This window comes from Gimesia sp. (assembly GCF_048262075.1).
GTDB lineage: Bacteria > Planctomycetota > Planctomycetia > Planctomycetales > Planctomycetaceae > Gimesia.
In genome coordinates this window covers 505,875-527,431 of record NZ_JBLXFK010000002.1, presented here as the reverse complement: position 1 = coordinate 527,431, position 21,557 = coordinate 505,875, and the positions used below count along the sequence as shown (strand labels likewise).

Annotated in this window: 16 protein-coding genes; 9 read left to right on the top strand and 7 right to left on the bottom strand. The window is 49.9% G+C overall.

Features of this window, described 5'->3' with window-relative positions:
- Nucleotides 1-4 precede the first annotated feature (4 nt).
- Together ACN0YH_RS05710 and ACN0YH_RS05705 are read left to right on the top strand one after the other, a co-directional pair.
- Complete coding sequence (locus ACN0YH_RS05710) at nucleotides 5-3,058, top strand: PVC-type heme-binding CxxCH protein (RefSeq protein WP_417378597.1); 3,054 nt, start codon at nucleotides 5-7, stop codon at nucleotides 3,056-3,058.
- Between the two features lie 132 nt (nucleotides 3,059-3,190).
- Nucleotides 3,191-4,774: a S41 family peptidase gene (locus tag ACN0YH_RS05705; protein ID WP_417378596.1), complete on the top strand. Its 1,584-nt coding sequence runs from the start codon at nucleotides 3,191-3,193 to the stop codon at nucleotides 4,772-4,774.
- Nucleotides 4,775-4,809: 35 nt separating this feature from the next.
- Here ACN0YH_RS05705 and ACN0YH_RS05700 read toward each other — a convergent pair whose 3' ends face one another.
- The 3 genes from ACN0YH_RS05700 to ACN0YH_RS05690 form a co-directional block, all read right to left on the bottom strand.
- Entirely contained in the window at nucleotides 4,810-6,810 is a 2,001-nt protein-coding gene (locus ACN0YH_RS05700; protein ID WP_417378595.1) for a cytochrome b N-terminal domain-containing protein, read from the bottom strand.
- A 77-nt stretch (nucleotides 6,811-6,887) separates the two neighbouring features.
- A complete protein-coding gene (locus tag ACN0YH_RS05695) occupies nucleotides 6,888-7,406 on the bottom strand; it encodes a ubiquinol-cytochrome c reductase iron-sulfur subunit (protein ID WP_417378594.1) in 519 nt (172 codons plus the stop codon).
- 467 nt (nucleotides 7,407-7,873) lie between these two features.
- Entirely contained in the window at nucleotides 7,874-8,386 is a 513-nt protein-coding gene (locus tag ACN0YH_RS05690; RefSeq protein WP_232103628.1) for a HEAT repeat domain-containing protein, read from the bottom strand.
- A 13-nt stretch (nucleotides 8,387-8,399) separates the two neighbouring features.
- Between ACN0YH_RS05690 and ACN0YH_RS05685 the strand changes: the two genes are divergently transcribed.
- On the top strand, nucleotides 8,400-8,792 hold the full coding sequence (locus tag ACN0YH_RS05685; RefSeq protein ID WP_417378593.1) for a hypothetical protein: 393 nt from the start codon (nucleotides 8,400-8,402) through the stop codon (nucleotides 8,790-8,792).
- A gap of 883 nt (nucleotides 8,793-9,675) precedes the next feature.
- Here the strand turns inward: ACN0YH_RS05685 and ACN0YH_RS05680 are convergent.
- Nucleotides 9,676-9,870 carry a hypothetical protein gene (locus tag ACN0YH_RS05680; protein WP_417378592.1) on the bottom strand — a complete coding sequence of 65 codons (195 nt, stop codon included), beginning with the start codon at nucleotides 9,868-9,870 and terminating at the stop codon, nucleotides 9,676-9,678.
- Nucleotides 9,871-9,899: 29 nt separating this feature from the next.
- Between ACN0YH_RS05680 and ACN0YH_RS05675 the strand changes: the two genes are divergently transcribed.
- Nucleotides 9,900-11,279 (top strand): tetratricopeptide repeat protein, encoded by a 1,380-nt coding sequence (locus tag ACN0YH_RS05675; RefSeq protein WP_417378591.1) that lies wholly within the window; start codon nucleotides 9,900-9,902, stop codon nucleotides 11,277-11,279.
- Nucleotides 11,280-11,317: 38 nt separating this feature from the next.
- Nucleotides 11,318-12,079: a polyprenol monophosphomannose synthase gene (locus ACN0YH_RS05670; protein ID WP_417378590.1), complete on the top strand. Its 762-nt coding sequence runs from the start codon at nucleotides 11,318-11,320 to the stop codon at nucleotides 12,077-12,079.
- Between the two features lie 25 nt (nucleotides 12,080-12,104).
- Here ACN0YH_RS05670 and panB read toward each other — a convergent pair whose 3' ends face one another.
- Entirely contained in the window at nucleotides 12,105-12,920 is an 816-nt protein-coding gene (gene panB / locus ACN0YH_RS05665) for a 3-methyl-2-oxobutanoate hydroxymethyltransferase (RefSeq protein WP_417378589.1), read from the bottom strand.
- 654 nt (nucleotides 12,921-13,574) lie between these two features.
- Between panB and ACN0YH_RS05660 the strand changes: the two genes are divergently transcribed.
- The 4 genes from ACN0YH_RS05660 (at nucleotide 13,575) to ACN0YH_RS05645 (ending at nucleotide 18,021) form a co-directional block, all read left to right on the top strand.
- A complete protein-coding gene (locus tag ACN0YH_RS05660) occupies nucleotides 13,575-14,627 on the top strand; it encodes an FAD-dependent oxidoreductase (RefSeq protein WP_417378588.1) in 1,053 nt (350 codons plus the stop codon).
- 52 nt (nucleotides 14,628-14,679) lie between these two features.
- On the top strand, nucleotides 14,680-15,819 hold the full coding sequence (locus tag ACN0YH_RS05655) for a M24 family metallopeptidase (RefSeq protein ID WP_417378587.1): 1,140 nt from the start codon (nucleotides 14,680-14,682) through the stop codon (nucleotides 15,817-15,819).
- 40 nt (nucleotides 15,820-15,859) lie between these two features.
- Complete coding sequence (gene bioF, locus ACN0YH_RS05650; protein ID WP_417378586.1) at nucleotides 15,860-17,050, top strand: 8-amino-7-oxononanoate synthase; 1,191 nt, start codon at nucleotides 15,860-15,862, stop codon at nucleotides 17,048-17,050.
- A gap of 92 nt (nucleotides 17,051-17,142) precedes the next feature.
- Nucleotides 17,143-18,021, top strand: coding sequence for an alpha/beta fold hydrolase (locus ACN0YH_RS05645; protein WP_417378585.1), 879 nt, complete (start codon nucleotides 17,143-17,145; stop codon nucleotides 18,019-18,021).
- 6 nt (nucleotides 18,022-18,027) lie between these two features.
- Here the strand turns inward: ACN0YH_RS05645 and ACN0YH_RS05640 are convergent, their stop codons facing one another.
- Nucleotides 18,028-19,284 carry a DEAD/DEAH box helicase gene (locus ACN0YH_RS05640; RefSeq protein WP_417378584.1) on the bottom strand — a complete coding sequence of 419 codons (1,257 nt, stop codon included), beginning with the start codon at nucleotides 19,282-19,284 and terminating at the stop codon, nucleotides 18,028-18,030.
- A 66-nt stretch (nucleotides 19,285-19,350) separates the two neighbouring features.
- Nucleotides 19,351-21,342 (bottom strand): ATP-dependent zinc metalloprotease FtsH, encoded by a 1,992-nt coding sequence (gene ftsH, locus ACN0YH_RS05635; protein WP_417378583.1) that lies wholly within the window; start codon nucleotides 21,340-21,342, stop codon nucleotides 19,351-19,353.
- Nucleotides 21,343-21,557 lie beyond the last annotated feature (215 nt).

Here is a 21,557-nt window from a genome sequence, read left to right as displayed (position 1 = left end):
ATCGATGCGCTTTCATGACCAGGTTCGATTTTTGATTTGCCTGTTGGCTGCTTACTCAATTTTGAGTTTACCGGGTGATTTCTCTGTGGCCGAGAGCCCCATTAGAAATACGCAGGATCCCAAAGATATTGCCACCTCGCCGGAACAGACTGTGAAAAACATGACGGTTCCCGAAGGATTCAAGGTGACTGTGTTTGCCAGTGAACCTGATGTGCATCAGCCAATCGGATTTGAGATTGATGATCGGGGACGGCTTTGGGTTGCCGAATGTTTCAGCTATGAACGTGGTTCTTTTGATGATCAGTATGAAGATCGGATTGTCATTCTGGAAGATGCTGATGGTGATGGCAAAATGGATCGGCGGAAAATCTTCTGGCAGGGACCAGGGCCATTAACAAGCGTAACCGTTGGTTCGAATGGAGTCTGGGCTTTATGTCGTGGAGAATTACGTTACTACGAAGACAAAAATCACGATGATGTTCCCGATGGCAAACCGCAGGTCCTGCTGGAAGGCTGGAACTATAAAACCGTCCGTCACAACATCGTGAGCGGTCTCACCTGGGGGCCGGATGGCTGGTTATATGGCCGGCATGGAATCACGGATTCTTCACTCGTGGGTACTCCTGAAACGGTACCTGCAAATCGCACTACGATTCATTGTGGTGTCTGGCGCTATCATCCTGTTAGTCATAAAATTGAAGAAGTCAGCTCCGGCACAACTAATCCCTGGGGCTTTGACTATGACGAATATGGCCAGATGTTTTTCACGAATAATGTGAATGGTCATCTCTGGCACATGATTCCCGGCTCTCACTACATTCGCATGTCAGGGCATGGCAGCGATCCCAACCCTTATGTTTACGAATTGATGACGAAGTGCGCGGACCACGATCACTGGGACAGCTCATCAGGAAAATGGACTGATTCCCGGGACACCTCTGGCATTCATGGAAAACTGGGAGGGGGACACAGTCATTGCGGCGGCATGATTTATCTGGGCGACAGCTGGCCTCAGAAATACCGCAACTCCCTGTTCCTGTGTAACACGCACGGACATCGTGTGAATAATGATGCGCTGGAGCGAGAAGGCTCGGGCTATGTGGGGACACACCGTCCCGATTTTCTGTTGACCGGATCAGACTGGTTTCGAGGAACCGAATTAAAATATGGTCCCGATGGGAGTGTCTATCTCACCGACTGGGCGGATCTGGGAGAATGTCATGACCATGATGGCGTACATCGTACCAGTGGCCGGATCTACAAAATCGCGTATGGAGATGTGCCACAACCTGAAAAGCTGGATCTGAATCAGTTGTCTGACAGTGAACTTGTTAAGTTGCAACTGCATCCGAACGACTGGTATGTGCGTCATGCCCGCCGGATTCTGACAGAACGTGCGGGGGCGGCTGCTGACGGGAGTCAGTCTAAAGCAGAATTGTTGGACATCTATAATAGATCCAAAGAAGTTTCCCGTCGGCTGCGTGCCATGTGGACGCTCTATTGTACGAATCAGGTGAATGATGCGTGGTTGACGGAACAGCTGAATGATTCCAGTGAGCACGTTCGCATCTGGGCGATTCGTTACCTGGTCGATGACGGAAAGGTTCCAGAAGAGGCGGTAAAACAGTTTTCTGAATTAGCACGCACTGATTCTTCCGGGCTCGTACGACTCTATCTGGCATCTGCAATGCAGTCGCTCGCACCGCAGGACTGCTGGGAAATTGCGGCTGCCCTCGATCAGAATCACCAGGATACCGAAGACCGAAATTTCACGCTGATGCTCTGGTACGGAATTGAACCAGCGGTCATGGGCGAAAGTAAATCCGCATTAAAATTTCTCAGTCAGGCAACACGACCCCAGGTGCGCCAACTGGTGGCCCGCCGCCTGACGGAAGACATTGATCAACATCCAGAGTATGTGGTCCAGCTGATCCAGCAGGCAATTGAAACACAGGACACTGCAAAGCAGCAGGATCTGTTAGCCGGGATTCAGGCTGCCTTACAGGGGCGATTGAAAGCGAAGGCACCAGAAAACTGGCAGGCATTTAAGCAGGCAACTGCCAAGACAGATTCCAAAGAATTGCAGAATCAGATTACAGAATTATCTGTCGTGTTTGGTGATGGGCAGACGATGGATGCACTCAAGCAGATCGCCGTCGATTCTGAGCAGTCCATGAAAAGCCGTTACCAGGCTTTAGAGACATTATTGAACAGTTCTCAGGACAAAGACCTGCTGTCTGTCATTCAGAAATCGGTGTATACGACCGAGCTGCAGCCGCTGGCGTTTCGGGGGCTTTCACGATTTTATGATCCCCAGACCATTCAACGCATGTTGGGCCGCTATCGCAGTATCAAACACGAGGGGCGACAGGTTCTGCTCGATACCGTTTGCAGTCGCAAGGAATATGTGCTGCTACTGCTGACTGCCATCGATAAAAAACAGGTTCCCCAGGAAGATGTTTCCGCATTCCATGTGCGTCAGCTTCGTAATTTCCAGGACAAGGAAGTGGTCGAAAAACTAAACCAGGTCTGGGGCCAGGCTCGGAAAACGCCCGAAAAGAAACGGGCGCAGATTGAGAACTACAAAACCTTACTGACTGCGGAACGACTGGGAAAAGCAGATCGTATTCAAGGACGAGCTCTGTATGAAAAAACCTGTGCGAAATGTCATCGCCTGTTTGGAACCGGAGGCCAGATCGGACCTGATTTAACAGGAGCGAATCGAGCTAACATGGATTATCTGCTGGAGAACATGGTGGACCCCTCTGCCCTGATTCCCAAAGGCTATGAAATGGTAGTAGTTGCCCTCACGGATGGTCGCGTCCTGAATGGGAACGTTGTCAGAAAGACTGACAAACAGTTGTCATTACAGACACAGAATGAATTGCTCGTGCTCGATCGTCAGCAGATCGAAGAGATGACTGCTTCCAAGCTGTCCCTGATGCCGGAAGGTCAACTAGATCAGTTGAGCGAAGAGCAACTGGCAAATCTGATTGCCTACCTGGCTGGTAACACACAAGTAAAACCACCGGTGGCTTCCGCGACCACGGGGCCTTGAACTGAGATGTGAAAGTTTGAAATTGCAGGCACACTGAAAAATAATCTCGAGTCCTTTTTCTATTGGTGAAAGGAGAACGTGATGACAGTAAGTGCTATTAAATATGTAATACTTCAGACTGGAAACGTACTCTTGTTTTGTGCAGTTCTGCTGATGGCGTTTTTCCTGTTCATAGCAACGGCATCTGCTGAAGATCTCGCTACACGGTATCCTGCCAGTCTGGAATATTCTAAGCAGCCTCGCAGCTACGATTCTGCTGCGACAAAAGAAGATGTCTGGAGTCTCGCTTCGTTTGATTATAAATTGACAGACAGGTTCGAGGTTAAACTCGGGTCTGCTCAGGTTGTATTGGGACGGCACGGCAAGGATGTTCTCTGGGCGGCAGTATTTCCTGAGACTCCGGGGAAAATTGTGTCAGCAGGTGCAGGCCAAGGGGAGCAGATCACAAGCATCTGGTTACGCTTGCATCCGGCACGCGTTGGTGAACTGTTTCCTGCAAATACCGTTGTGAAGCAGGGAGACGCAAAACTGATCGAACAGGCAAATACCCTGGCCAGGCATAAGATGCGATCAAGCTGGCAGCAGGGGGGAAAGCCGATGGTGCCACTTCGAGAATCACTCATTTTCGATCTCGAAACCAAAGAAGGATCACGAAGATTCTACGCAATCGATACCAGCCAGCAGACGGTGAAATATGTAGATGCATTTCGGCAGCGAACCCTTCCTCTCGCTGTCCCGTTTCAACCGGGGAACGGCGCTGAAATCTTCGACAAAGTGTGGAACTCTTTTGATCGCGAATATGCAATGTTTGTCATTAAACCGGAAGTGGACTGGCTGAAGTTGCGCGACCAGTATCGCCCCCAGGCAGTCGTAGCAAAAAACAATCGTGAACTGGCTAAAGTTCTTAGCGAGATGCTTGCTCACTTAAAAGATCTGCATGTGTATGTCCAGGTCAATGGCATGTATGTCAAAGGTTTCAACCGCGAGCGACATTTTAATGCCAGTCCTGTAGCAGCATCGCGACTGATTGGTGAGATCAATCGCGTCAAGGGAATGAGATGGGGGCGGACAAAAGACGATATTGGCTATATCGCCGTTGACAGCCTCTCGAACGAGACTCTTCTGAATCAGTTTGAAACTGCTCTGAAACAGATGCAGGGTACACGCGGCCTGATTCTGGATATTCGCGCGAATGGAGGTGGCGGAGAACCGCTGGCGATGAAAATGGCTGGTTACTTTTTAGACCAGCCACGTCTTTATGCGATGCATCAGTATCGGATCGGCTCAGAGCACAGCGACCTTGGGGCGAAACAGAAACGAATCTTTACCCCCAATAAGAATTGGTATTACCAAGGGCCTGTTATCGTGCTTCAGGGTGAGAAAACAATGAGTTCCGCGGAAGCATTTGCATTGATGCTGGCAGAATGTCCCAACGTGACCACGATGGGCGATCGGACCGCTGGTTCCAGTGGCAATCCTCGCAGGATTGATGCGGGAGCAGGTATCATTGTCAATTTGCCGCGCTGGATCCCCCTGGATATCAATGGGAACTCTTTTGATACCGTGGGAATTCAGCCTGATATCAAAATACAGGCGGCCCCCAAAGACTTCGCAAAAACCGAAGATCCGGTACTCACCGCTGCCCTTCAGAGATTACGAAAACAGTCTGAAAATCAACCAGGCAATTGGGAACAGGTACTTATGCCTCGGAAGTAAATATTCAGGCAGTTGATTTGTATGTGCGAATCAAGTTATTTCTCGTCTTTTTCAGGTCGCTGCCATTCACCGCGCATCCATTTGACGAGCAGGTTCAGATCGTGTTTGGAGAGTTTTGATTCCTCAAACGAAGGCATGATGTTTTTGTCACCATAGAAGCGTTCGGCTCCTGGTTTACGGATAAAATCGGTCAACCATTTTTCTGAGCCATATCCATTGAAGTCAGGAGCTGCCCCGCCCCCTTCTTCTTCGGGGTCACCCGCTTTCATGGCGTGACACTGAGCACAGTAGCCATAAAATTCGGCGACCTTGCCTGATTTATCTTTGAAATCGATCCCGCTGAAAACCGAAATGCCGCGTTTTACAGTCTCTTCACTCAATGGTTGAAAGTCCCTGCGATTGGCTTCGCGGGCCACCAGTGCTGCGACTGCTTCAATATCTGCTTTCGAGAGAATTCCTTCGGGGCCGACATAGCTGTCTGCCCAGTCGCTCATATCACCGTTCAGAATGGCGTCGCCGCCTTTTGTTGAACCCAGATGACCAAAAAATTTCGGAGATTTGGGATCCATCAGAAATTCCGTCAGCCATTGAGTCGTGGCGAAACCTGCCAGATCAGATGCGCGGGGAGTGGCGATGACTTTTTTACCATCTTTCATTTCCATGATATTGTGCCCTGTTCCGTCATGACCATTCCAGGTATGGCAGATGCCGCAGTGCCGCGCGAAAATCAGGGGGCCCATTGATTTGGGATCGTTTCTCAGCAAGGATGCGGGACCTTCAGGGGGAACTCCGTTTTCACTGGCCAGCCAGGAGGCCCGGGCAGCATAGGCGATTTCCTGAGACCGGTTCAGCGCATAATTTGGCGCATCGCGTTCTGTGATAACGCCATACCAGCTGATACCAGAGATGATGAGTAAGCCACCTACATAGACAATGATAGCGACCCGCTGCCCCCATTTCTCACCCAGAACTTTTTCATAAAAGGGGACGAGGAACAGTACTGCCAGAATGACTCCGGGTAATACTGCTGTCACCAGGACTTCCATTTCTTTGGGAACCATGTGGCGCAGTTCAAACAGGAACCGGACAAACCACTCAGGACGTGCAACATAAGGGATGGAACTATCGGCGGGTGCTTCCAGTTTGATCTCGCTGGCTTGCAGATCTGCCTCCCAGTCCTGATGCCCGACTGAGACGTGTTGATTTTTGAGAGCGGGATAAACCATCAGCTGGATAATCACAATACCGATCAGTACCAGAGCCAGGACCAGTGTGCGTGTGGTCTGGTAAGGCCAGTATGGTTGGGTGATTTCATCTTTGACCGGGTCATCTTCATCCAACTGAAAGTCGACTTCCGGATCGTCGGCTGCTTCTTTAATTTTCGCTGTCCGCAGACGTTCGCGGCGGATAAGTGCCATATGAAACGCAAACAGCAGCATGGCAATCACAGGCAGGACAATCACATGAATCGTATAAAGGCGGGTGAGAGTCAGATTGCCGAATTCACTGCCCCCCACTACCAGCGACCGCAGTGTTGAGCCGATAACCGGCATGGTTCCGGCAATCCCTGTTTCAATCTGATAAGACCAATAGCCTTTCTGATCCCAGGGCAGCGGATTACCCGTGATTGTCAGACCAATAATAACGCCACCAATCAGCAGACTGGTCCAGTAGATAAATTCTTTAGGCTTGCGATAACCGGCTGAAATGATGACCAGAAAAATGTGCACGATAATCGCTACGATCATCATATGTGCGGTATAGTGATGTAACCCCCGGACAAACCAGCCCAGATCGACCTGGGTTTCGATATAATGCACGCTGCCCCAGGCAGACGCTTCGGAGGGACTGTAAACGGTCATTAGAAGTGCGCCGGTTACCATTTCCACCAGCATCATTAAAACGAGTGCCCCTCCCCAGATGAACTGCCAGCGGGACCGACGTTTGGTGGGAAAATTTAACAGAAAGATCGCGTGCAGGAAATTTTTGTATCCGGTTCGTTCATCGATCCACTGTTGGGCTTTTTGAGGCAGCACTGAAATATCTCCCTATGGGAAATCAAATTGATGAGTCTATCTAGTCAGTCAGGTAGTGAGTCGAAATTCGGGTTTCCTTAACCGATGGGGACTTTTTCAGCGATGCCGGTTTCGAACTTCTGATATTCCACCATGACCCACTGCTCTCCCCGGATGGTCTCGATCGTGGTTTTCAACTCATCCATTCCCCGTGGTTGCGGCCCGCTGACCATTGCGCCATCTGTCTGGAAGGTAGCCGCATGACAGGGGCAGAAATATTCTTCGTCTCCGGCGACATAATCTACCACACAACCCAAGTGAGGGCAGGTGGATGAAAACGCGGTGATTGCTCCCTCCTGCGATTTACTGATCCAGACCGAACCGATAGGGCCGGAAGGATATTTGGTCCAGGCATCAACTCGCTGGTCATTGATTGTAAATCGCTGGGGAACGCCAGTTTCCAGGTCATTCAGACGCGCCAGGCGGTATGGCTTTTCTGTCTGCTGACCTCGTTTGAGTGTCGAAAACAAAAAGCCCAAAGCAGGTACTGCGAGGATGATGGCGTAAAGGGACCCCAGAATACTCGTGCAGTGTTTGAGAAATTTTCGACGTCGCATGGTGAGAACCTTTAAATCTGAAAAGCGCCGGTTGTCAATCAGCAGTTCGTTCTGAACTGATCGCATTCTGATTCAATCAACTGATGCCTTAAAGGAGAACGGTTTAATTTGTTCAAACTCGGACAGTAGTACTAAGTGGAGCTTTCAATGGCAGGCTGCAACTGATTTCAGGCAGTCACATTTGAGGAGGGAATCGCGTTACTCATATCCTATTATAAAATGATATCAAAAACAGATTAAATCATTTCCATGTTATCAGATCAAATCAGAGTTTACGAATCTTTATTTTAAGTCTAGTGTTTTCAGGTCTTTAAGACAACAGAATTCATTAAATTGGATTGTAATATCCAGAAAGGTGTTGTTCAATACTGGATTTCCCGGTTTCATAGAAACCAAAAAAAACGGCTCTCCCGTTAAGGAGAGCCGTTTCGATACTTCGATTCAGTCAAGCTGAAGTCTTAATTGAACTAGTCAATCAGACCGAACAGGTTTGACAGGCTGTTTCCGCTCAGACGACGTGTCTGCTTCTGGTTCTGCAGACGGCTGGGGAAGTAAGCTTTAGGATCAGAAGCAGGAGCGGGAGCAGCAGGAGCTGCAGATGGTGAGCATCCAGCAGGAGCACATCCATTAGTGTGACAGCAAGGTGTGTCACAGCATCCTTCAACAACTTCGTATCCACACAGTTCGAGAGCCTGAGTTGCTTCACGAACAACCTTCTTGTCGCAGTCGCCCAGAGCACAAGTCAGAGCAGCTGTCAGCTCAGGAGAGCATCCACAGCAGTGCTTGCGAAGCTGGTCGCCGATTTCATCAGCAGCTTTGGCACGAACACGTTCGTCAGCGTCGTTCAGAGCGTAGATGAAAGCACACATGATCTCAGGATTGCATTCGCAGTTGAAGTGGTCACCCAGTTTGTGGATTGCTTTGCGACGGTGTTTAGCGTAGCAGGCAGTCTGTGACTGGTAGATCAATTCTGCAATCACGCAAGGATCTGCGTTGCAGCAAGGTTCTTCGTTGCAGCAGCTGTCTGCAGCAGGAGCAGCACAGGTCTTAGGGGCTGGTGCACAGCATGCTTTGGGAGCAGGAGCACAGCAGGCCTTCGGAGCTGGAGCGGCACATGCTTTAGGAGCAGGAGCACAGCAAGCCTTTGGTGCAGGAGCACAGCAGGCTTTAGGGGCTGGTGCACAGCAAGCTTTTGGAGCTGGAGCGGCACAAGCTTTAGGAGCAGGTGCACAGCAGGCTTTGGGAGCTGGAGTGCAGCAGTTGTTCTGTGCACAGCTTGAATCTGTACAGCAGCGTTTCTTGAACCAGCCACGCAGTTTGTGGGCAGGTTTGCAGCATGCTGGTGCAGCTTCGCAGCAGCAAGGTGGTTTAATCGATGAACACTGACGTTGGTAAGTATAAACGTTAGGCTCACATGGTTTCGTAATAGTGGGTTTACAACATTCAGGTTGACAGGTCGAGGCACATTCACAGCTCTTTGCAGCCCCGCAATTAAGCGAAAGGTCAAAAAGATCTGCTTGTGCAACGGCATTCATCCCCAATGCCACAACAAATGCACTTAACAGACTAATCCATTTCATAGAACAGCGTCTCCTTCTTGGGTCGTTTTCTGACCATCATAGACAGATTGATGTGCCTCTTTTGTCACATCACAGTGGTTACGGCGCGAATTTAGTTTTGTTCCTTTAGGGACTGCTTTTTTCGTCCAAGTTGAAATCATCAACTCGCGCTGGCTTGAGTCTAAGAGTATTGCCTACGACAACACCCCCACAAAAATCTTCTTACTAATTTTGATTGCGGTCGATGCCCCGGTGAGCATCGCCTGAATTCACATCCGAATCGTTTCCTTCGATCATTCTGATGCGAATTCTCATTGCGACTGGTACAATTCATCGGCGTGCTGTAATCGTCGCTTGAATGTCTCAAGTCATTATCAGGTAAAAAGGTTACGTCATTTTTCCTCACGATTATATGCGTCGTAACGGTTGGTTAAACTGGGAGAGATTTACGTCGACAACAGCCCGCTAGCGGGTCGGAAAACATGTGAAAATGGGCAGACTGTATATCTCAGGGTGAGATAGATGTGAGCTTCGCGGCTGTTCCTAATGTGAGGAGGGACCCGTTCCCGGGAGTTAAAATTATTGGAAGGTTTGCATCAGTGTCTTCTCCGGTTGCATGCAATTTGTGGCCACAAACTTTCACCAGTCTGTCTGAAAGCCATTTAAATTATACCGATCAGACCAGTCTTAAACGGTCGGAGGATTTCTTTTCAACATTCCTGCAGATTCGTTTGCTCTTGAAAGGGGAATTGTGCGAAAAACTGGAAATATAAGTGATTGGCCAGTCGTGCTGGAAAGCGGGTATCCGTTAATTTACCTTGTGACTGGTGTGAAATGCGTTCGGTTGTCGCGATGGAAGAGTTCTTGCATTTCCCACTCTGTACCTGCATAATAGCTTTATTCATCAGGAACTGGGCCAGACAGGAGAGTACCAATGCGATCACTTCTCATCGTGAGCACAGTTTTTCTGCTTATGGGATCTCCCACGCAGGTTTCTGCCCAGAAGTCTCTTTCCGCACCCGTGCAGCAATCGCGATCCCGTCATCAGCATCATCATCATGGAAACTCACACCATAGAAATTCATACCAACGTAATTATGGACGTACCTGGCCTGACCCTGGCTGGTCTGTCAGGGGTTACTCGGGAAATACCAGTTTTAACTTCTCGTTTCCCGGAAATTCCTACTATGGGAATCCGTGGGGGCCTTACATGTATAACCGATTTGGTTATTACAGTACGGATGCATTTATCGCGGGGAATCCAGTTCTTTTTTCCAATGGGTATTCTTTAAACGGTTTCTATCCGATTTTACCGGGACTGGGATTTTCTCCCCCTGCCGTTTATCCTTACAGTAATGTTCCCGGTACTCTGCCCACACTCCCGAATTCACCACAATTCAATGATCCAGCTGCGAGTAACGTGCCGCTCAATAATGCACTCCAAAATGATCTGGAGCGCTGGAACGACAAGAATTACCTGCCGGAACCCTCACGTAAGATTCAGAAATACATTGTTCCCTCGACCCGACATGCCAGGGAGTTGAGCCTGCGGAATCAGGTCAAGGGGGATGAATACTTTAAAAAACTGGATTATCGCCGGGCCTATGAACGTTACAAACTGGCCGCTTCCTTGACGAAAGATCTGGCAACGCCGCATTTCAGAAAAGGATTTTCGCTGGTTGCCCTGGGACAGTATGATCGCGCAGCATTCGAGTTTAAGCAGGGGCTGGAACTGGATCCTGCCTGGCCTTCGACAGGGGAAAGCCTGAACGAACTGTTCGGTGCAGAGCATGCGATTGCCAGAGATTCAATGGTGCATCAGGTTGCCGAGTGGGTAAAAAAAGATATTCGTGACCCGGAACGGTTGTTTGTATTTGGCGTGGTCCTGCATTTTAACGGTCAGATCGAAGAGGCGCATGACGTTATGGAAACTGCTGCCCGGCTGGCTGGTCGGGGTGATCACTTTCTGGCGTTCCTGAATCCTCAGCCTGTTCCCGTGGGACAGCAGACCGTGAAACAAAAAGGGGGGAATCAGCAGGGATATGTGGTAGATCCCGCTAAGACCCGACCACCGGCATTCGAATCCAAACAGACTCCCCTTCCACCAGTACAACCACTGGGGCCAGCCCGTTCCCAACCGCTTTCCAGGCCTCTGCCTCCCCCGCCACAGAGAATTCCCCAAAAGCCTGCTGGCAACGATTCAGCACTGCCTCCCCTTCCGGACAACGCAGATGCACCGAGTGAGCCGTTGATTCCTCTGCCGGAGCCTGCTAAAAGTCAACAACAAGCACCGTTGTTGATTCCACCAAAATGATCTGAACCATCCCTGATCGACTGGGCCTGATATATCCAATGACCGATTCTGCACATCCTCGACTGTTAGTGACGTTATGCACTTATAATGAGCGAGAAAACCTGGAATTACTAATTCCGGAGATTCATAACTTTCTTCCTGAGGCACACATACTGGTGATTGATGATAATTCGCCAGATGGGACAGGAGAGTATGCAAAAGAGTTGGGGCAAGCCGATCCTCGGATTCATTCCATCCATCGTACAGGGAAACTGGGGCTGGGAACGGCGACGATCGCCGGTTTTCGGTACGCGATTGAAAACAAATACGAGCTGGTATTAAATCTGGATGCTGATTTCAGCCATCCCCCACGGTTCATGCCGGATCTGGTGGCAGCAACCCAAGACGCAGATGTCGCCATTGGTTCTCGTTATATCCCCGGCGGCAAAATCGAAGGTTGGGGGCCGAAACGTTATTTTATGAGTGGAGCGATCAACTTGTATGCCCGCTTCTTGCTCCGTTTGAAGTCCCGGGACTGCAGCGGCAGTTTTCGCTGCTATCGGGTTCCCAAGCTGGCCGAGATTGATTTCGCCCTGTTGCGGGCCAAAGGATATGCCTTTCAGGAAGAGATTCTCTATCGCTGCCGCCGTGTGGGGTGTACGTTTAAAGAAGTCCCCTTTACGTTCGAAGAACGCCGGTATGGCAGTTCCAAGATTAATATGAGCGAAGCCTTTTCTGCATTATGGGTGATGTTCGTGCTGGGAATTGACAACTGTCTGGGGAAACGGGTCCGTACCCTCCCTGCAGAGTCATCGAAATAAACGCTGATTTCGTGTGAGGCAAGTCTTATGAATGGCTGTGAGACTGGTCTGGGAATGCCCCTTCGCGAACTTCATTTGCATATGCCTGTACGGCTGTTGTCATTTCCGCCGCGAAGTTGGCGTATTTCTTTAAGAATCGTGGATGAAAATCGGCATTCATTCCCAGCATATCCGGTGTGACCAGGACCTGACCATCACAGTCCGGTCCAGAGCCAATACCAATAGTGGGGACGGTGACAGTGTCCGTAATTTTTTTTGCGATGGGTGCGGTGATCATTTCCAGCAGAATTCCAAAGGCCCCTGCTCTTTCAGCAGCCAGTGCATCGGCAATCAACTGGTCTTCATCACGTTGAATCTTTCCCATGCTGCCTATGGCACGTACGGACTGAGGTTTGAGTCCCAGATGTGCCATCACGGGGATATCTGCAGATGCGATCGCCTCGATGGTTTTTGCCTGATTGACTCCCCCTTCCAGTTTGACGGCGTCGGCTCCTGTTTCTTTCAAAATTCGTCCGGCATTTTCCAGAGCCTGCGCCGGGGATATATGAAAAGACATAAAGGGCATGTCTACAATAATCAGGGCTCGTTGAACGGCGCGACACACCATTTCCCCGTGATAGATCATTTCATCGACGGTTACAGGCAGTGTGGTACTCTTACCCTGCACGACCATTCCTAAAGTGTCGCCTACCAGCAGGCAGTCCAGACCGGCTTCATCCAGAATTTTTGCAGACAGATAATCATAGGCTGTCAGCATGGTGATTTTCTGGTTTTTCTCTTTCGCAGCGAGAAACCGGGGAACAGTAAACTTCTGGGGCCGTGCGGGGGACGCTTCAGACACGGAACTCTCCTTAAAAACGCTCAGCTAATCTGCAACACAGTCAGGTGAAGGGAAATCAACATTTTAGGTAATTGTAGACATCATCATCAGTTGGAGGGTTCACAATATGAAAACTCAGTCCTTCTACGCAATACTCGTGTTGGGTTTTCTTTGAAATCAGGGTCGCGTGAGCCAGTGTAGCATTTTGCCCTGGTTTGTTTTGCAACACCTGTAGCATAATTCACCACTCTGCTGGGGTGCGAATTTGACTCAAAATATCCTTGGGAATTGTAATGCATTGCCATTAAAAGGTTTATGGATAAATTTGTGAATAATTTTCTGAATGGTACGGCTTATGCTTTAGTACTATATCAGCGATGGTGGCAAGCGTTGGCCCGCACTTGCTCCATTCAGCACAGAAAAGGTGCTTCAGTCATTCACATGATTCGAAGCACCTTTTTTTATGCCTTCATTTCACTTTAGCGACTCTCATTTTCTGGTCCGGCTTAAAAACCCTTCCTCCGGACATCTGGAATTCCTGACCATACTTCATTAGGATTGTGTCACACGCCAGGTTCGTACGCTGGTTGTGTTTCAGGATTACAATTCACACGCAACTTCTCTGACAGGAAATCTTTTCGTTCAGGGAGAATGCATATCAGGAGGTCACCTACTGTGCCAGAAAAAGTCGTCGTGATCGGATCAGGACCCGCTGGTTGGGCAGCTTGCATTTACACATCTCGAGCCAACTTGGAACCCCTCTGCTTCGAAGGAGCCATTTCGGAAGAAAATCGACTACAGGGGACTTTGCCTCTGGGACAGCTGGCTTTAACCACTGAGGTCGAGAATTATCCCGGTTTTCCAGCCGGGAATCTAGAATCATACCTCGATGGTTCCATCGATAAATCAAAGCGACAGTATATGGCACCTCATTTGGGGCATGGTGTCAGTGGTCCAGAATTAATGGAACTGATGCGTCAGCAGGCAGTCAATTTTGGTACCAAAGTTGTGACCGACGATGTGGTCGATGTCGATTTATCTGCACATCCTTTTAAAATCACACGTGCTAACGGTGAAACCGTCGAGGCACTATCAGTCATCATTGCCACCGGAGCCCGAGCGAACTATCTGGGCCTCGAATCGGAAAACCGTTACAAGAACATGGGGGTTTCCGCGTGTGCTGTCTGTGATGGTGCCATGCCGCGCTTCCGAAATCATCCGCTGGTTGTGGTTGGCGGAGGTGACAGTGCTATGGAAGAAGCGAATTACCTGACCAAGTTTGCGTCCAAGGTATATATCATTCACCGTCGTGACGAATTTCGGGCCAGTAAAATTATGGCGGAACGGGCTCTAGCCAATGAAAAGATCGAGGTGAAATGGAATTCCGTCGTGGAAGAAGTTCTGGGAGATGATGAAAAAGGTGTGACCGGAGTTCGGATTCGCAGCACGGTAGATGAAAGTCAGACCGAAGATCTGGACGCCTCCGGCTATTTTGCCGCCATTGGTCACACACCCAACACGAACTTCCTTAAAGGACAGATTGAAACCAACGACAAAGGCTTCATTGAATGGAAGATTCCCTTCCGTACCAATACCAATGTTGAAGGTGTATTTGCCGCCGGAGATGTCGCCGATGACAACTACAAACAGGCCATTACGGCAGCCGGCAGCGGATGTATGGCTGCTTTGGATGCGGAACGCTGGCTTGTTGAAAAAGGCTACGAGTGAGCCTTGCCGCAGATTTCAATTTTTCAATCATGTCTGAAAGGACTTTGAGATAATGCTGACTCAAGAAGGTTGTCTGGCACGACAGAAACGATTGTGGGAAACGGTTCCCGATCACCTGGAATGGATTCTGATTGCAGACCCCCGTCATGTGCTCTATCTTTCCAACTTCCTGGTGCAGCCCTGCAGCTTTTCGCGGGGTGAACGAGCGTTGTTGCTGTTGGACCGTGAAAAAGGTGTCACCCTGATTGGTGATAATTTCACGCTCCGTTCTTCAGCCGCTGAGTATTATGTAGACCACGAGGCGATTGAAACCTGGTATGATCACAAACATTCGGTCGAAAATCGTGACCATGCACTCTTCAAAGCGTTGAGCTCCGTTGTGCCTCAACTGAAAGGTCGCCCTGGTGCGATCGAAGCAGAATGGCTGCCAGTAGGTGCTTTGCAGGAACTGGAAATCACTCAGACCGATGCGACTTTGGAACTAGGCAGTGTCTTGCGTCAACTGCGTCGCCAGAAACACACCGACGAAATTGCATTACTCAAACAATGCATGCAGGCTTGTGAGGCTGGTCATGCGTGTGCCCGGGAGATCGTTGAAGCGGGTAAAAGTGAATTCGACATCTTTCGCAAGGTCCAGGCAGCAGTCCTGCAGGCCGCCGGTCTCCCCGTGATTATTTACGGCGACTTCCGTGCTTCTACGCCTGCTGTTCCGAAGGCCGGGGGATTGCCTTCCGGGCATGTCCTGGCGAATGGTGATTTGTTCGTCCTGGATTATTCCGTGGTGATTCACGGCTACCGTAGCGACTTCACCAATACCATCAGTGTTGGTGAGCCCTCGGCCGATCAACAAATGCTGTTTGGGCTTTGTCAGGCAGCCATGCAGGGAGGTGAGTCGACTCTCAAAGCAGGTACAAAATGTGCCGAAGTACATGCAGCAACCGCCGCTCCAATCTGGGAAGCAGGTTACCGTGAAAACTTCCAGCATCATGCTGGTCACGGTCTGGGTCTCGGTCATCCGGAAGCGCCGATCCTGGTTCCTGAAAGCATTGATACTCTTCTGACCGGAGATGTTGTTACGCTGGAGCCCGGTGTGTATGTAGAAGGGATCGGCGGAATGCGAATCGAACATAATTACCTGATCACGGAAGATGGTTTTGAACGATTGAGTAATCACGTGATCGCGTTGAAGTAGTTGGCTTCGGCATTCAATCTCAAATCAGGTGCCTGTGACTATGTCCTCTTCTGAATTCCCGGAATGGATAGAAGACGACCTGCAGAAGCTCCGGAAAGCAGGTTTGTTTCGTTCACGCCGAACCTTCAAACCGCTGCCGGACGGACGTTGCCTGCTGGAAGGTCAGGAGTTGGTCAATCTTTCCAGTAATGATTACCTCAATCTGGCTCACGATCCCCGTCTGATTTCGCTTGCCACCACTGCGCTGCAGGAAATGGGAGTAGGCTCCCGTGCCAGTGCTTTGGTAAGCGGCCGCACGGAATGGCATGCCCGGCTCGAACAAAGACTGGCTGATTTTGAGGGGACGGACGCGGCGATTCTGTTTCCCAGTGGTTATGCAGCGAATCTGGGGGTCGTGTCTGCCATCGCGCGTGAGGGAGATACGATCTATTGTGATCGACTGAATCATGCCAGTCTGGTAGATGGCAGCCGACTTGCGGGGGCAAAGTTTCGCGTCTATCGCCATGATCATCTCGGGAAACTGAAACGGGAACTGGATAAAACAACGGGTGATGGGAAAACGATCATTGTGACAGATTCCATCTTCAGTATGGATGGCATCCGGGCACCCCTGGGTGAGCTCTGTAATTTGGCGGAACAGTACCAGGCCTGTCTCGTGATCGATGAAGCACACGCGACAGGGGTCTGGGGGGCCACGGGGCGCGGACTGGCTGAAGAGCTGAATGTGGAATCGCGAGTTACCATCCGCGTCGGTACACTGAGTAAAGGGCTGGGAACCATGGGAGGCTTTGTGGCCGGCTCAAATTCCCTGATTGAATGGCTTTGGAATCGGGTACGGACTCAAATTTATTCGACTGCCCTGCCCCCGGCAATCTGTGCAGCGGCCTGCGAATCACTCAATATTATTACTGCTGAACCAGAGCGCAGACAGCAGTTGCATGCTCAATCTGAATTTCTGCGTCAGGAACTCGTAAACCGATCACTGTTGGCCGACAACACGTCTTCCGGCCCGATAATCCCTGTAATTCTGAAAGACCCGGAACGAACGATGTCGATCGCAGCAGATTTACAGGCAGCCGGATTTCTGGTGGGAGCAATCCGGCCTCCCACCGTACCTCAGGGAACCTCACGGCTGCGAATTTCAGTAACCAGTGCCCATCAGCGTGCTGATCTGGATCGGTTTTTAAAAGCGTTGGATTGTTCCCTCGCCAGATTCGCGAAATCGCGATAAGGTATGCAGATCAGTATTTTTACCCGCCTGCTGAAATAAAACGCGACCGCTTCTGTTCTGTCTGACTTACACAACGTATTAAAGATTACCGTATGAATTTTCGTGATCAGATTAAAAATGAATACCCGTTTGATTCGCATTGGTTGAAGATCGACGGTCATCAATATCACTATCTGGATGAAGGCGCAGGCCCGGTCCTGCTGATGGTGCACGGCAATCCGACCTGGAGTTTTGCCTGGCGGCGACTGATTAAACAGCTCTCTCAAAGATACCGTGTGATTGCTGTAGACCACATGGGGTGTGGGTTATCTGATAAACCACAGAAGTATTCATACCAGCTGGCGACGCATATCCAGAATCTGAAAACCCTGATTCAGGAACTGAACCTGCAAAATATTACGTTATTCGCACATGACTGGGGAGGCGCCATCGGCATGGGGGCAGCCGTGGATTACCCGGAGCGGTTCCAGCGGTTTGTGCTGATGAATACTGCTGCCTTTCGTTCACAGGAAATCCCCCTGCGGATCGCTGTCTGTCGCATTCCAGTTCTGGGGGCCTGGGGGGTACGAGGTCTAAACCTGTTTTCAGGAGCTGCGGTGAAAATGGCGGTTGAGAAACCTGACCGAATGACCGCGGAAGTCAAAGCTGGATTCCTTGGTCCTTATGATTCCTGGAAAAATCGGGTCGCCGTCCATCAGTTTGTCAAAGACATTCCTTTAAATTCTTCGCATCCCAGTTATCAGACTCTTCAGCATGTAGAAGAGGGACTGCAGCAGTTCACCGCACATCCCATGTTGTTGATCTGGGGAGAAAAGGACTGGTGCTTTACGACTAACTTTCTCGATGAATTTGAACAACGTTTCCCGGCAGCGGAAACTCTGCGAATTCCCGAAGCCGGTCATTACGTATTTGAAGATGCACACGAAGTCATGCTGCCCCGCATTGAAGCGTTTCTTAAGCAGCATGATTGATTGAGATTAAAAATCACCAAAATCGGGATTGATCAGATGCTCGGTGCTGCCCAGGTGGGAGACCTTTTCGATTTTCTTCCGGGGTTTTTGTGGTTTATAAGCTTCGAAGCCGTCGACACGGAACTCAGTCACCATATTGTTGATCCGGTTCTCGATATTCGTGAGCTGGTCCCCTTCATCTGGCGCGACAAATGTGAAGGCCGCTCCTTTCTGATCAGAAGAAAGCCGACCGACACGACCAATGCGGTGCACGTAGTCATCACTGAATTCCGGAATATCGAAATTGATGATATGGGAAATACCACTGACATCAATTCCACGCCCCATTACATCGGTAGCAATTAACAGTCTGATTTTTCCTTCGCGGAATTTTTTCAGCACGCGATCTCGTTTTGGTTGTGGTAAATCTCCATGGATAGCAGCCACTTCCTTGAGTTTTTTAGAGAAGATTCGATCCAGTTTATCGGCACCACGCTTTGTTCGTGTAAATACAATCGTCTGTTTCGGTCGTTCCTGAAACAGCAGTCGTGACAGCAGCTTGATTTTCCGGTCAGGGTCGACAGTGATGTAGTACTGATCGATGGCATCGACGCTGACTTTGTCTTCAGAGAGGTCGATCATCACCGGGTTCTGCATATAGCGATTTGCCAGTCGCTCTACAGGTGGGGGTAAGGTTGCTGACAGCAGTAGGGTCTGTCTTTCGGTGGGGCACTTCCGCAGAATTTTTTCAATATCGGGACGAAAGCCGATATCAAGCATCCGGTCTGCTTCATCGAGTACGACAAATCCCAGTGTACCCAGTTTGAGATTTCCCCGGTTGATATGGTCAATCACCCGACCGGGAGTACCCACGGCGATCTGTGCACCTTTTTTCAACTGGTTTTCCTGGGGACGGACCGGTTTGCCTCCGACCAGGACGGCGATGCTTAATGATTTCGAGGTGCATAGTTTCCGGATTTCAGCGGCCACCTGCTCACTCAATTCGCGGGTCGGTGCCAGGATCAGTGCCTGCATCCCGGGCCGCCTGAGATCAAGTTGCTGCAGGACAGGCAGTGAAAACGCTGCCGTTTTACCGGTTCCGGTGCGGGCCTGACCTATGCAGTCCTGACCAGTAACGGCGATGGGAATCAGTTCAGATTGAATAGGGCTGGGGGTTTCGTACCCTGCCTGACTCAAGTCCTTCAGGATTTTTTCATTCAATCCTAATTCTGAAAAACTGGTTTTAGATGGTTTTTTTTTCTTCTTTTTCTGTTTGGGATTCATATCCTGTATTTTCCTGCTGAGGCAGGAGAAAACTCGTTCTGCGCTGAGGCATCCGTGATGGGATGATTATTCTGGTTGTGGATCGCTTTTGCTGTCCGTACCAGATTGATTTAAAGTGTCGAGACTTGCCTGTTCTCGAACCGAAATCCCAATCAAACGCTTGATGTCATTACTGTCAATGGCCTCTTTTTCTACGAGTGCTTTTGCCAGCAGATCAAGTTTCTCCCTGTTTTCTGTTAATATTTTTTTGGCCCGTTCTTCAGCAGCGTTCATGAATCGCTGCATTTCCTGATCGATGACGTGTGCCGTTTCTTCACTGCATTCGCCTTGAGATTTCATCTCTTTCCCCAGGAACGGGTTTTCATCGGAGTGGCGAAATGCCACTGGACCGATTACATCACTCATGCCCCACTGTCCCACCATTTTGCGTGTGATCTGGGTAGCACGTTTAATATCATCTGCTGCTCCGGCGGTGTGTTCACCAAACACAATGCCTTCTGCAGCGCGTCCGCCTAACATGAACGCTAACTGGGAGTGAAGATGTTTCTCACCCATGTTATAACGCTCTTCATCGGGGAGAAGCTGGGTCACACCCAACGCTCTGCCACGAGGAATTACGGTGACTTTGTGTACCGGATCAATTTCCGGCAGTAACCAGGCCAGCAATGCATGACCGGCTTCGTGATAGGCTGTCATTTCCCTTTCTTTATGGCTCAAGATCTCCTCGCGAGGCGGTCCCATCAGGACACGATCCCGGGCATTATCAAAGTCGTCATTGTCGACCTGCCCTTTATTTAAACGGGTTGCCGACAATGCTGCTTCATTTACGAGATTCTTTAAATCGGCGCCAGAGAATCCAATTGTGCCTGCAGCAATTTTCTGTAAATCAACATCTTCTGAAAGCGGGATCTTCCTTGAGTGAACTTTCAAAATCGCGGCCCGCCCCTCTTTTGTGGGACGATCTACGGTAATGTGCCTGTCAAAACGCCCGGGACGCAATAATGCCGGGTCCAAGACATCGGGACGGTTGGTGGCTGCGATGATGATAACAGCTTCATTTTGCTGAAAACCGTCCATCTCGCTCAACATCTGATTGAGGGTCTGTTCCCGCTCATCATGGCCTCCGCCCAGGCCGGCGCCTCGAATTCGTCCCACAGCATCAATTTCATCTACGAAGATGATACAGGGAGCGTTTTCTTTTGCCGTTCGAAACAGGTCACGAACTCGACTGGCACCCACGCCGACAAACATCTGAATAAATTCAGAACCATTGATGGAATAAAAGGGAACCCCTGCCTCTCCTGCAGTAGCGCGGGCCAACAGTGTTTTTCCGGTTCCCGGAGAGCCCATCAACAGCACGCCTTTGGGGATCTGTGCCCCCAGACGCTGAAACTTGGCAGGTGTCTTTAAAAATTCCACGACTTCCTGTAGTTCTGCCTTAGCCTGTTCCATGGCAGCCACGTCATCAAAGGTGGTTTGTTCTTCAGAGGGGCGAAACCGCTTTGCTGGACTTTTGGTAAAATTACCCAGCATGCCAGACCCCATGGGATCCGAAGAACGCTTTAACATGAACCAGAAGAAACCGATAATCAACAGTGGTCCAATCAACCAGGGAAGAATATAGGTGCCTATGCCGACATTCGTGCTCTCTGCCTTGAAAGTCACATCGTGTTTGACCAGTTCCGGAACAAGGTCCCGGTCTTCGACTGGATGTGAAGGCAGGACCGTATTGAATTCTTCGGCCAGCTTTTCATCTTTTTTCTCTTTATCAGGATTCTCAGGCTTGGTTTTCCATTTTCCTGTCAGGATATCTCCATGGAAGTCAACGGAGTCAACGTTCCCCCGTTTGAGCTCTGAAAGAAAGAAACTGTAATCCACCTTCGAACCAGTATTTTCTGGCGAGGTTTTCATCAACATCAGGCTGCCGATTACCAGAATGAGCAGGATAATCAGCCAGGGACCGGTCGATGGGGCATTCTGAGTTTCTTTACCTGGTTGCTTCTGAGGAGCTTTGCCTTTGGGAGGAGTTGCCTGGGGGTTCTCCGGAGGAGAGGCCATATGATATTCCGTTCGTTTACTGAGATCTATTACTGTTTGCTGATAACTGCATTACTCATGGTGTGGCATTCGCGTCGAATCAGCCATCTTAGCGGAAACTGGGATTGCGAAATTACAGGTGACAGATGTTTCTTTCTGAGTTTCAGTAACATGTTGCTGATTCTATGGGAAAATCCGTGTCACAGGCAATGCTGGCAGGCCAGTTTTTAGAAAGG